Genomic DNA, 11,822 nt, shown 5'->3' with positions numbered 1-11,822 from the left:
GCGATGACGGCGCAGTTGCCAAACTACGCTTCTAGGTAGTGCTATGTCACATCGATTTCTTCACCGCACGTCAAACAGTACCCCCACTCGGTGCACAGCACATTCCCAAGACATTCTTCATTTGGACAATCCACTCGCTCGACGGAGTGTCTCAAATTGCATATCGCGCAGTGAACCTTGACGGATGAGGGCTCGTTGGGGTCCAGAACCGCTGACCTAACCTCCACGCCCTCATCTCGCATAATCCTCCACGTGCAATGAGGGCAAAGGTAGTGGCGCGGCTTTGCTGGAATGCGGAAATACTGCTCAACCTCAGCCGAGGTGAGCATTTCTTTGACAGAGATATACTCCCTCACCAGCTGCGGGTCGATCCAATCGCAGCTGTAAAGGTGTGTTGTGCCGGCACCATACATCGCGTCCCGCCGAAATTCGACCCAGCTACCGCCGATCAGGTTGCGGTGAATCTCCAGAATCCATCGGACCAACTCCGCCACCTTGACTTCCAAGTCCTTGGCGACCGTGTGCATTATTGCATTGCGACTTCCACGGAGGTTTTCAAGAAGAACTAGAAAATCGTCATCCATTTTATCAGCCGCAACCCGGTCGTGGAGACGGGGCAAATCTTGGGCATCGACCGTGCGGAATTTCGAGAACGAAGTGTGGCCATCTGCCTCTTCTTTTGGCCAGTCCTTTGGACTGTTAGCTACCAAAAGGAATGGGCTCACTTCAACAATGCGACCTTTTAGGAAAAACTCTGCAGCCTGGTGGGCCAATGACAGGGTCGTAGACAGTTTCGTAGTTGCGGAGCGCCAATACTCCGCCAGATCTAGCTCATCCGACCAGTCACTGGCTTCCTCGAAAGCATGCTGAAGACCAACAAGGTCTTGCCAAGCTTGGTTCAGCAACGCTGAGCCGACGTTCTCGAAGTCTTCGCGACTGGGGATATCTTTGATCACACTGGATACCTGCACGGATGAATGAGCTAGCTCTCTGCATTCAGCTAATGCGTCCAAGTCTGTGCCAACTGTGCCAATAGGGCACGTCATAAAGCAGGATTGAACACCCCTACAGCTCGCACGAAATCGTAACTCATTGATTTTTGGTGACCCCGGCCCGATTCGAACGGGCGACCTTCCCCTTAGGAGGGGGACGCTCTATCCAGCTGAGCTACGGGGCCATTGGCAGCGGGAAAGGATACCTCGTCTGGCTGAATGGACCAAGCGCGGGGCGTTCTGCAGGGCCCTCGGAGTAGATATGCTGGCCCGCCGCGACCCGTTGTGAACTGGATGTCCGACGTCTGGCGAACCCTCTCCGCCCTCGGCAACAGCCGCTGGCTGCTGCCGATGGCCCTGGTGCTACTGATCACCCTGCCCCGCGCAGACGCAAGCCTGAAATGGCGATGGCTGCTGGCCATCGCCGTCACCGCCGGCGTTACGCTTGCCTCAAAGCTGGCCTTCATGGGCTGGGGGATTGGCATCAAGAGCGTGCACTTCACTGGCTTCTCCGGGCATGCGGCAATGTCCAGCGCCATCTACCCAGTGGTTGGTGTGCTGCTTGCTGGACCCGGCAGGCGTGCTCGGACGTTCGGCGCGGTCATCGGCGTGCTGCTGGCCACCGCCATTGCTTGGTCACGAATCCCACTGCATGCACATAGCCTGTCGGAAGTCGTTGCCGGTCTGGCACTTGGACTGAGCTGCAGCACATTGGCGCTGCGCACGACCCCACCCACCGGACGTCCGCCCGCGATGGCTGTTGTCGCCGCCGTAGTTGCGGGGATGATCCTACCCTTCACCCTGCCCGACCTTCATACCCATCAGCTCGTGATCGCACTGGCGAAGTGCATCTCGGGAAGGTCTGAGATCTTCCAGCACTTCTGAGAACCGCCAACATGACTCCACATTTCCTTCACGTTCCTTGACAGGGCAAATGAATAGCAGCCAACATAGCGGTGGAAAAATTTCCCTCACGGAGTAGGAGACCCCGTAGATGAAGAAGATGATTGCCGCCCTGGCCCTGCTGGGCCTGTCCTCGCCGGTGTTCGCTCAGGAAGCTCCTGTCGCAGCCGCTGCCGCTCCGGAAGAAGCAGCCGCAACTGCTGCAGGCGCCGAAGCAGCCGGCCTGTCCACCGCCGCCATTGTCGGCACCAGCGTCATCGCAGTTGCTGCCGGCGCCGTGCTGTACAGCGTTGCCGGTGACAGCACCAGCGGTCCGAGCGATCCGGGTGGCAACCCGGGCAATCCGGGCACCCCGGGCACTGGCGGTACCGGCGGTACCGGCGGCACTGGTGGGACCGGCGGCACCGGCGGCTAATACCGCTGCAGCACGCTTTAGGCCCTCGCCGGGCAATGCTTGGCGAGGGTTTTTTATGCCCGTCGAATCTACGTAATCAAATGACCAAGAAGTTGACCTGCCTCGCGGCTGCCCTGCTGACAGCCACCACACTTTCCGGCTGCCTGCTCGCGCCCGGCCAGCACCTGCGCCACAGCGATGTCTCGCTTGGACGTCAAAGCGACGACCGCCATCTTGAGCTCATCAGCATCACGCCGAAGCTCGTTGCGATGGATCGAGCCACGCAGGGCGAGCAGGTCCTTCCCTCCGAACTGTTCGACTACCAGCCGCCGGAGTACACCGTCGGCATCGGCGACATTCTCTACGTCACCGTATGGGATCACCCGGAACTGACGGTACCGGCAGGCCCTCAACAACAGGGCAACCTTGCCGGGCGCCTTGTGCAGAGCGATGGCTCCCTGTTCTACCCGTACATCGGCAAGGTCCAGGCAAAGGGCAAGACGCCCGTCGCGCTTCGCGAGGAAATCAGCCGGCGCCTGGCCCAGTACATCGAATCCCCCCAGGTCGATGTCTCCATTCTCACCTACGGCAGTCAACGCGTGTGGGTCACTGGCGCTGCCGAGCGCTCGGCGCCGATCGCGCTGGGCACCTCGCCGTTGACCCTGGCCGACGCCATCAGCCAAGCCGGCCTGAACGTCAATCAGGCGGATCTGTCCGGCGTGCGCCTCAGCCGCGCTGGCGCCACCTATACGATCAATCTGGAAACACTGGCTACCCAGCATGGCGGTCGCCAACTATTCCTGAAGGACGGGGACTCGATCTTCATTCCCTACCTGGATCGCAAGGAAATCTTCGTGGTGGGCGAAGTCAACCTTCCCGGTGCCTACAGCTTCCGTACCGGCGATGTATCGCTGAATCAGGCACTGGGCCGTGCCCGCGGCCTGACCCAGGAAACCTCCGCCGGCAATGCGGTCTACGTGATCCGTGGCAGCAAGGAGCTGGAAACCGTTCCCTCCACGATTTATCAGCTGGAAGCCCGCTCTCCCACCGCATTCGCGGTCGGCAGTCAGTTCATGCTGCAGCCGGGCGATGTGGTCTTCGTCGGCGCGGCCGGCGTCACCCGCTGGAACCGCTTCGTGAACCAGTTGCTGCCGTTCACCAACATCCTGTATACCGCCGCCCGCACGGAGAACGAAGTCGGGAACAAGTGACATGATGTGCATGGATGTGCTTCGGGCGCGCAGCAATCTGCGGCGCACCCTCCAATGGATGATGGCCCTTTCCGTTCTGGCGACGCTGGCAGGCTGCACCACGGCCAGCCGTGCAACCAGCGACTCCTTCCGCCTGCTGTTCAAGCGACAGGTGGCGGCTACGCCTGAACAGGTCGCGGCAAACCGCTTTCCCCAGGCGCAGTTGAAGGCCCCCGATCTGTCAGCGGTGATGGTGCTGGGCTACGTCGATGCAGGTCGCCAGAGCTGGTATGCCGGCAGCAATGCCGTGTTCCAGCTCGACAGCACGGGACTGGTGACAGGCGTTTCGAGCCCGGGTCGGCAACTCCAGGCCCGCATCATCGGCGCTTCGCCGTTTGTCAGGCTGCGGGAGCTCAACGCCAGCACCACCGTGCAGCGGGAATACGACTGGATCCCCAGCTATCGCATGGGCGTCCAGGCCACCGGCACGCTGACCCGCGGCGACATCGAGTCAATCAGCATCCTGGGCAAGGAGCGATCCCTGGTGCGCTTTGACGAGCGCATCGAGGGCGGCTTCCGGGCACACAACATCTACTGGGCAGATCCGGTTACAGGCTTCATCTGGAAGAGCAGGCAGCAACTGGGCCCGTTCTACACCGTGGAGCTGGTGCAGCTCAAGCCATACCGCCCCGCAAAGGATTGACCATGGCATTGCGATTCCTGCTTCTGCTGGCAGTGCTGCTGGCATCGGGCGCTGCCCTCGCGAATGGATCTGCCGCATCACGCAATCTCGAGGTTGTCGCCGAAGGTGCGTTGCTGGCACCAGGAAGCTACACCGTGGCTGCAGGCACTCGCCTGTCGCAGCTTATGGCCACCACGCACCCCGCTTCAGACGCCTACCTGCCCGGAATCGCGCTGTACCGGAAGGGTGCGCGCCCGCAGCAGGTTCGGTTGCGGGCCGGCCTGCAGTACAGCCTGGACCTGCTCGAAGAGGACCAGGATCCGCAGATCGCAACGGCCGCGGCAGCGTTGTCTCGCTGGCTGCAGGACCATCCCGCATCCGGCCGCATGCCGCTCCCCATCAACGACATGCGCCTGATGCAGGTTCAATGGGGTAGCGATCCGATCCTTGAGCAAGGCGATGCACTGCGCGTGCCCCGTCGGCCCAACACGATCACCGTGCTTGGCGCAGTCGAATCAGCCTGCGAACTCCCCCACCAGCCGTTGCGCGACGTGCATGACTATCTGCGCGACTGCACCGTGACCAGCGCCGCCGATCGCAATGATCTCTATGTCGTACAGCCAGACATGACTGTGCAGAAAGTCGGCGTCGCGCAATGGAACCGGACTGACCCGCAGGCCGTTGCACCTGGCGGCGTCATCTTCGTACCGCTTCGCCAGCATGCCATCGATGCAGTCGACAGCGCCTTCAATGCCGAGTTCGCGGCATTCATCGCTACCCAGGCCCCGCACCCGTGATCCGCTCCACCCAGAAGCCCACCTGCGCTGCTCGTCCTGCTGCTTTCGCCCTGTCGCTGCTGGCGCTTTCCCTGGCGACCGAACTGCACGCGCAGCAGGCTCCGCCTGCCACCGCCAGCGAATGGGGCGGCGTCGGTCTGCTGCAGACGCCGACCGCGCGGATGGCGGAGGATGGCGACATCGCGTTCACCGCCTCCCACAACTCGCCCTACAGTCGCTACAACCTGACGCTGCAGCCATTTCCATGGCTGGAAGGCTCGTTCCGTTACATCAACGTGTCCAATATCCGCTATGGCGCAAACAAGGTAAGCGGCGACCAGAACTACAAGGACAAGTCCATCGACTTCAAGCTCCGCCTGTGGAGCGAGACACCCTGGACACCCGACCTTGCCTTCGGCGTGCGCGACCTTGGCGGCACCGGCTTCTTCTCGAGCGAGTACCTTGTCGCAAGCAAGCGCTTTGGACCCATCGATGCCTCACTGGGACTCGCAACGGGCTACCTTGGAAATCGCGGCGACTTTTCCAATCCCCTTGGGCTCGTCAGTGATCGCTTCAAGGATCGCAGACCCATCGCGTCCAGCAACATCCAGGACGCTGGCAAGTTCGGCATCAGCAACATGTTCAAGGGGCCTGTCGGGGTATTCGGTGGCGTCACCTATCAGACGCCGTTGAACTCCCTTCTTCTCAAGGTCGAATATGACGGCAATGACTACAGGCGCGAACCCCGCCGCAACAACCTTGCGCAGAGCTCACCCATCAACCTTGGCCTGGTCTACACGCCAAATCGCAACGTTGAACTGACCGCCGCGTGGGAGCGTGGCGAAGCAGCAATGTTCTCGCTGACTCTACGGGGAAACCCGGGGCACGCATCTTCGGCCCCGAAGCCCTTTGACCCGCCTCCGCAGCGAATCGTTCAACACCCATCACAGCGCCAAGGCACCGCGCCCTCAAGCCCCGCACGCGAACCGGCCTGGGCCGGGATCGCGAACGAACTGGACAACAACGCAGGACTACGCGTCGACAGCATCTCGCACGATGGTAGCGAGCTGATCATTGAGGGCTATCAGAACCGCTACGCCAGCAGCGCCAAGGGAGCGGGAAGAGCGGGACGGATCCTGGCGAACTCCATTGATGGCCGATACGACTGGTACACCTTCCGGACCACGCGTATGGGCATGCCCGTTGTCGACATGTCGTTCAAGCGCGAAACGCTTGAGGCGTATCTCGATGGCCGTGCAACCGAGGATGATCTGCGCCGCAGCGTCGAGATAGCCGCGCCGGCCGAAAGACAGGTCGAGCAGCTCTATGCAGCCAGCAACCGGCCTTGGGGCGGCGGCTTCAGCCTTGGGTACCGCCAGAATCTGGGTGGGCCAGATGGCTTCATCCTGTACCAGATCTCAGCCAATGCGAGCGGTAGCGCGTTCCTCAACCCGAACACGTGGGTGACTGGAACCGCAAGTGCCAACGTCATCAACAACTATGACAAGTTCCGTTACGACGCGCCAAGCAGAGTGCCCCGGGTTCGCACGGACATCCGCAAATACCTGAACACCTCTGAACTCACACTTCCCAACCTTCAAGCCAACGTGGCCGGCAGGCTTGGAAGGGACACGTACGGTATTGCCTATGCCGGCTATCTTGAGTGGATGTACGCAGGCATCGGCGGGGAGTTGTTGTATCGCCCGATGGGTGAGTCCTGGGCAATTGGCGCCAATCTCAACCATGTTCGCCAGCGTGACTTTGACCAGCACTTCGGACTGCGCGACTACGGAATCACGACAGGCCATGCAACGCTCTACTACTCATTCGACAGCCAGAATCGCGTTGTAGGCACGCTTTCCCTGGGGCGTTACCTTGCTGGCGACTACGGCGCCACGCTGAACGTCGCGCGGGTGTTCGACAATGGCATGAGCATGGGTGCCTACGTCACAAAGACGGACATGTCTGCAAAGGATTTCGGCGAAGGAAGCTTCGACAAGGGAATCTACTTCAGCATACCGTTCGATTCAGTTCTTCCCAGGTCGACGCGCGGCCAGGCAGCCATTACGTGGGCTCCGCTGATTCGCGATGGTGGCGCCATGCTTGGACGCAAGTACACTCTCTACACGCTCACCGGCGAACGCGACAGGCGCTCCTTCTACGAAAATCTTCAGGATGTCGTCGACTGATAGCCTCCAACTGGCAGACATGCCGCCGCAGGAATGAACCTACGGCGCGCATGCGACTCAGTCGATAAACGATTTCACAAGTGAGATGTGACCCGTGGAATGCGCCGGAACCCTCGCGGCCTCCGGCGGCAGCCTCATGTATTCGCCATAGACGCCACGAAGATACTCATCGTAACCAACCGGCGCCAGGAATTCATGATTGGCGAACTGCATCGGTACGGCCGCTTCAAAGACTTCGCGCCGGGACACCTCTCTCGCGCCCCAACGGCCCAGCAGATTCGCCACGTGGGTAGAAGCGTCAAACGACTTCAGCGCCAGGAAGGAATGCAGGGCTGAATGAATCCAGCCCACAGGAACCGGCTTCGCAACCCACCTGATGCACGCGCGCACGCTTCGAACGGCCCGGGAACAGTCCTTCGGAACATAGGCACCGGTTACCGTGGCAAAGCCGCCCTTCATCAGGCGGGCAAGCCAGAGATGGAAAGTCCGCATCGCCCGCCCCTGGAATGTCCCATCCAATGGAAACACATCGAGCCAGACCCCCCGGGTAAACTCGAAACACAGCACTTCCGTAACCGACGTCCTGACATCGTAGACCTTGCTGAAAGGATAGATGTATCCAGCATCTCCCCCAACATACGACACACGATAACTGGGCGAGAACTCCGAGGACAGCTCCTGGAATCGGAGATAGTCGGGCCTGGGCATTCCAATGTCGATATCATCGTCCCAGGGGATCGGCCCCTGGTGCCGAACCGCACCAATCAAACTGCCGCCAATCAGGTAATAGCGAAGCTGATTCCGCAGGCAGAATTCGTGAAACTCCTGAAGCGCATTGAGCATAACCTGCTGAACATCTTCGATCGAATGCGCAGTCATTTCGTCTTCTTCACATCGAAGATCTGGCCCGTGTAGTCAGACAGCAGCACCAGCAGGGACTTTTCTGCAACCTCTTCCGCACTCAACAGGGAGCCTTCCGGCTCGATTCCAAAGGCCTTCGTGCGCATGGGAGTCGCGGTTCGTTCTGGATTCACGCAATTCACCCGCACGCCTTGCGCGTGCCATTCATCAGCGAGCGCTTGCGTCAGGTTGACCACTGCGGCCTTCGACGAACTGTACAGACTGTACATCGATCTTCCGTAGGTATACGAGCTGGAGGTGAAATTGAGCAACTGCCCCTGCGAGTCGCGGAGATAGTCGAAAGATGCGAGCGCGACATTCACTGCACCGACATAGTTCACGTTGATTGCCTCGGCCACATCCAGCTGATCCATATCAACCAGAGGTTGACGAACCAGCACTGCCGCCGAGTTCACAACGAAATCAATCCTGCCATGCTCGCGCGCGACGTCCGCAAGCAAGTTTGTGACGTCCTCAAGACTGGATATGTCGATGCCAGTCGAACGACCGGCCACAACAACCTTGGCTTGATAAGCAGTCGCGATATCGGCGATTTCCTTGCCGATCCCACTCGTTCCGCCGAAGACCACCAGGACCTTGCCCCTCAGCGCCGAAAGCGAGAATTGAACTCGTTCCTTTACATCCAGGAGCGTCGAACGTAGCTGGCAGAGCTTGTCGAGGATATGCAGATCCTCTTCGTAAGTCAGCTTCATGTTGCCCGTATCGCCATCCACCAGGAAGATCTTCTCTTCGGGAAGGTACTTCAGGACGACGCCACAATCATCGGTCGTTACAAAGGATGGATCTTTCATGGCAATACCATAAGCGCGCTCGATCGTCCGATGCGAGAATGCCTGCGGGGTCTGACCATTCCTCAGCAGGCTACGATCGGGTATCCCTGAGATCGTGTTGGTCCTGGGGTCTGCGACGATGATCGTGTCCGTCGTCTTGATCACCACATCCACTGCGTTGTAGCTCCGCAACGCTTCGATGACATCGCCAATGATCCGACGACTGATAAGCGGGCGCACCGCATCGTGGAAGATCAGCTGAACCCTGTGATCCTTGCAGTAATGCCGCGTCGCATCGATGGCAGCCAGCGAGGACTGGTAGCGCTCACTCCCCCCTCCGATGATTGCCTTCACTTTTCCGAACCGACCGTTGGTGACAACGGACTCGACTTCCTCGATGCAGTCCATGTTAGAAACGATCAGTATCTCGTGGATGGCCTCATGTGACTGGAAGGCCTGGATCACATGCTCAAGGACCGTCTTTCCAGCAAGCTTCATCATCTGCTTGGGTTTGTTAAAGCCGCTCCTTGAGCCCTTCCCCCCCGCGAGAACGACCGCTATGTTTTTGACGTCCTTCATATGTCCAACATCCTCAAGCTTTTAGGTAGGGGTAAGCAGCACGTGCGCGCCAGATAAGAGCGCTTGACTCGGCCAGAAGCACCGCGATAACTACTGTCAACGCAGAGCCAACGCCCAGGAAATAAATTGCGCCCAGCGCCAGCACCTGAACGAAGCCGGCCAGGAAGACACTGCGATTGGCGACCTTCGCCTGTCCCAGCGCACCCAGGAAGGGGTAACCGAGAAGGATTGAGGGGATGGCGGCAAGCAGCGCAAGCAGAAACACCACCAGCACCGGGTAGCTCTCCTGATAGCCTTCTCCAAATATCATTGATATCAGCATCGGCCCGCAGATGATTCCAAATGCGACACCCAGCACCGCCACAAAGAATGCACCGACGAATATCTTCCTGAACAAGGCGATGTCGCGGGACCTGGCCATATACGGGTAAATCGCCTGGGTTACTGGCGAGTAGATGGCGATAGCACCCCTGTAGAACTGCTCCGCCACAGAAAAGATCGCAACCTGGCTTGCGGTGCCGAAGACACCCAGAAAAATGGTCGCGCCCGCGCCATAGCTGACAACCGCAATCCGTGACCAGAAGTACTCCGTTGAAGCGCCCGCAATCACTCTTGTACGTTTCAGGCCCGGCCAGCGGGGAGCGAGGCCACGCCCCCGCATGACATACAAGCCAGCGAGAGCTGCAAACAGGTACCCCGTCCCATTGAGGACCGCCACCAGAGGAAGATCGTCGGCGCTTCGGCAGAAGAGCAGGACGAGTAGAACGAAGGCCAAGCGGGACGCCACGATGTAGATCGTCACGCTGGCCATCTTCTCAAGCGCCTGGAACAGCCATACCGGCTGCAGTGTCAGGCCCAGGATCGATATCAGCAGAAGTATGATGTAGACACTGCCGCCCGGAACGTGATCTGTGGTCATCACGTAGCCAATCACCGCCACGCTCACCAGGGCAAAGAGCGCCAGCTTTACCAGCAGTACCGCTCCGGCGATCCGGCGAATTCGCTCCCGATGGCCGCGTGCTCTTGAAATCTGATAGACAGCCGAAATTCCGAAGCCATAGTCCGTGATGATCGCTGCAAACTGAATCAATGCAGCACCGAACGCGAATGCGCCATAGCCGTCTCGCCCCAACACCCTCGTCAGGTACGGAGCCAGCACAAGGGGCAACAGCGCATTAGCCAACTGGATGGCCAGCAGTGCGCCGGCGTTTCCAGACAGACGCTTGAGGGTAGATGCATCCATCAGCGGCAAGCCAGCTTGAGCTCAGTGAGCGGGAGCCACCAGCGATTCAATGGTGCCTCTCCCACCAACGCCACCTTACGGACAACGCAGAGAACCGTCATCAATTTCCACTCGCCTCAGGAGACGTGGGCGCAGGCTCTCTACGCATTCCCAACGCAAGCATCAGCCCAAGACTTACGAAGATGCTGTTCATTGCCGATACTGAAACGGCAGAACTCAGAATTACCCCCAGCACAACCAGGACATCGATTTTGCTGTACCCGCTCGCACGAAGCGACCTGGCGATGAAGAAGAGCAGGAAAAGCAGACCAAGCACGCCATGATCAAAGAGTGCTCGAAGCAAGTACGAATGCAGAATCACCGAGTAGCAACTGCCGTCACCGGAGAAGCTGAATAGCGTTTCATAGTAGGAAAGTGCATTGCACGCATGGGTCGAGAGAGGGGTCAGCGGCATTGTCCCGAATGCATAGTTCCAGATTGACCAGGAGCTGGTCTCAGAAAGGAAAACCATCAGAAACCTGTACCTGTCAATATCTTCGACGCCGCCACCCGCAGACCTTTCGACAAAGACCAGGGCCGCTCCGGCGAGAAGGACAATGAACCCCAATGCGTAGAAGAAGGTCTTCAGGCTGAGCCGCGTCATGTAGATGCCGAAGAACATCACGACCAGCGCCAGCACCGAGCTCCGCGATCCGGATATTGCAACCAGCACGGACAGCAATGCGAGCCATAGCATTCGACGCGGACCGAGCGCGTTGCGAAGCACATAGAAGACCAAGATCAGGAATATCAGTTCGTAATTGTTCTCTACATAGATACCCGGTCGACTCCCCATGCGGGCATTGAAATCCAATGCAAGCGAGTAGCCGTACTTGATCAGGAACAGAACGATCAGGAGCTTCAGCAGGCGTGCAGATGCCGCCGCAGAGAAGACCCCCGACCGGACGAACATGCAAAGCGGAACGATGTAGATGAATGCCTTGTAGGCCTGGATGAAGTCCAGTACGTTCGCTGGGCGTGACACCCGCATGAGAGCGAATGAGACCACCACGTAGAGACCCGCCAGCAGGAAGAGCCAGATCATGTTCTTTCGCGGCAGACGAGCCACCACGAGAGCCGTCAGGAAGAACACGATCTCAAGCATGCCGCCGGCGGGCAGCATGTTGTAGGAGAACGGACTCAT

At 59.3% G+C, this 11,822-nt stretch carries 11 protein-coding genes and 1 tRNA gene; 6 read left to right on the top strand and 6 right to left on the bottom strand.

Annotated elements, in window-relative coordinates; translation table 11 throughout:
- Positions 1–41: 41 nt before the first annotated feature.
- Together ACZK3W_RS09870 and ACZK3W_RS09865 are read right to left on the bottom strand one after the other, a co-directional pair.
- Positions 42–956, bottom strand: coding sequence for a hypothetical protein (locus ACZK3W_RS09870; RefSeq protein ID WP_478450739.1), 915 nt, complete (start codon positions 954–956; stop codon positions 42–44).
- A 144-nt stretch (positions 957–1,100) separates the two neighbouring features.
- Positions 1,101–1,177, bottom strand: a tRNA-Arg gene (locus tag ACZK3W_RS09865).
- A gap of 109 nt (positions 1,178–1,286) precedes the next feature.
- Between ACZK3W_RS09865 and ACZK3W_RS09860 the strand changes: the two genes are divergently transcribed.
- From ACZK3W_RS09860 to ACZK3W_RS09835, 6 genes are all read left to right on the top strand, one after another.
- A complete protein-coding gene (locus ACZK3W_RS09860) occupies positions 1,287–1,877 on the top strand; it encodes a phosphatase PAP2 family protein (protein WP_478450738.1) in 591 nt (196 codons plus the stop codon).
- A 109-nt stretch (positions 1,878–1,986) separates the two neighbouring features.
- Positions 1,987–2,310 carry a hypothetical protein gene (locus ACZK3W_RS09855; protein WP_478450737.1) on the top strand — a complete coding sequence of 108 codons (324 nt, stop codon included), beginning with the start codon at positions 1,987–1,989 and terminating at the stop codon, positions 2,308–2,310.
- A 35-nt stretch (positions 2,311–2,345) separates the two neighbouring features.
- Complete coding sequence (locus ACZK3W_RS09850; RefSeq protein ID WP_478450736.1) at positions 2,346–3,500, top strand: polysaccharide biosynthesis/export family protein; 1,155 nt, start codon at positions 2,346–2,348, stop codon at positions 3,498–3,500.
- A gap of 1 nt (position 3,501) precedes the next feature.
- The gene (locus tag ACZK3W_RS09845) at positions 3,502–4,182 is read left to right on the top strand and encodes a YjbF family lipoprotein (RefSeq protein ID WP_442247154.1); all 681 of its coding nucleotides are present in this window, start codon (positions 3,502–3,504) and stop codon (positions 4,180–4,182) included.
- A 2-nt stretch (positions 4,183–4,184) separates the two neighbouring features.
- Positions 4,185–4,958 carry a capsule biosynthesis GfcC family protein gene (locus ACZK3W_RS09840; protein ID WP_442247153.1) on the top strand — a complete coding sequence of 258 codons (774 nt, stop codon included), beginning with the start codon at positions 4,185–4,187 and terminating at the stop codon, positions 4,956–4,958.
- Positions 4,955–7,126 carry a YjbH domain-containing protein gene (locus ACZK3W_RS09835; protein WP_442247152.1) on the top strand — a complete coding sequence of 724 codons (2,172 nt, stop codon included), beginning with the start codon at positions 4,955–4,957 and terminating at the stop codon, positions 7,124–7,126. The genes ACZK3W_RS09840 and ACZK3W_RS09835 overlap by 4 nt, the downstream gene beginning before the upstream one ends.
- A 57-nt stretch (positions 7,127–7,183) precedes the next feature.
- On the opposite strand, the gene ACZK3W_RS09830 is transcribed toward ACZK3W_RS09835, so the two are convergent.
- The 4 genes from ACZK3W_RS09830 to ACZK3W_RS09815 form a co-directional block, all read right to left on the bottom strand.
- The gene (locus ACZK3W_RS09830) at positions 7,184–8,005 is read right to left on the bottom strand and encodes a LicD family protein (RefSeq protein ID WP_478450735.1); all 822 of its coding nucleotides are present in this window, start codon (positions 8,003–8,005) and stop codon (positions 7,184–7,186) included.
- Positions 8,002–9,396 carry an SDR family NAD(P)-dependent oxidoreductase gene (locus ACZK3W_RS09825; RefSeq protein WP_442247150.1) on the bottom strand — a complete coding sequence of 465 codons (1,395 nt, stop codon included), beginning with the start codon at positions 9,394–9,396 and terminating at the stop codon, positions 8,002–8,004. The genes ACZK3W_RS09830 and ACZK3W_RS09825 overlap by 4 nt, the downstream gene beginning before the upstream one ends.
- Positions 9,397–9,409: 13 nt before the next feature.
- Positions 9,410–10,639 (bottom strand): oligosaccharide flippase family protein, encoded by a 1,230-nt coding sequence (locus ACZK3W_RS09820; protein WP_442247149.1) that lies wholly within the window; start codon positions 10,637–10,639, stop codon positions 9,410–9,412.
- A gap of 100 nt (positions 10,640–10,739) precedes the next feature.
- Complete coding sequence (locus ACZK3W_RS09815) at positions 10,740–11,822, bottom strand: hypothetical protein (RefSeq protein ID WP_478450734.1); 1,083 nt, start codon at positions 11,820–11,822, stop codon at positions 10,740–10,742.

Source organism: Stenotrophomonas sp. 80084_Sma (assembly GCF_056481995.1).
The sequence above is the reverse complement of the archived record's forward strand: the minus strand, read 5'-3'. Positions and strand labels throughout refer to the sequence as shown.

Coding starts and splice junctions, on each gene's coding strand:
- ACZK3W_RS09860 (WP_478450738.1), top strand. CDS start 1,287: ATGTCCGACGTCTGGCGAACCCTCTCCGCCCTCGGCAACAGCCGCTGG.
- ACZK3W_RS09855 (WP_478450737.1), top strand. CDS start 1,987: ATGAAGAAGATGATTGCCGCCCTGGCCCTGCTGGGCCTGTCCTCGCCG.
- ACZK3W_RS09850 (WP_478450736.1), top strand. CDS start 2,346: ATGCTTGGCGAGGGTTTTTTATGCCCGTCGAATCTACGTAATCAAATG.
- ACZK3W_RS09845 (WP_442247154.1), top strand. CDS start 3,502: ATGATGTGCATGGATGTGCTTCGGGCGCGCAGCAATCTGCGGCGCACC.
- ACZK3W_RS09840 (WP_442247153.1), top strand. CDS start 4,185: ATGGCATTGCGATTCCTGCTTCTGCTGGCAGTGCTGCTGGCATCGGGC.
- ACZK3W_RS09830 (WP_478450735.1), bottom strand. CDS start 8,005: ATGACTGCGCATTCGATCGAAGATGTTCAGCAGGTTATGCTCAATGCG.
- ACZK3W_RS09825 (WP_442247150.1), bottom strand. CDS start 9,396: ATGAAGGACGTCAAAAACATAGCGGTCGTTCTCGCGGGGGGGAAGGGC.
- ACZK3W_RS09820 (WP_442247149.1), bottom strand. CDS start 10,639: ATGGATGCATCTACCCTCAAGCGTCTGTCTGGAAACGCCGGCGCACTG.
- ACZK3W_RS09815 (WP_478450734.1), bottom strand. CDS start 11,822: ATGAGTCCGTTCTCCTACAACATGCTGCCCGCCGGCGGCATGCTTGAG.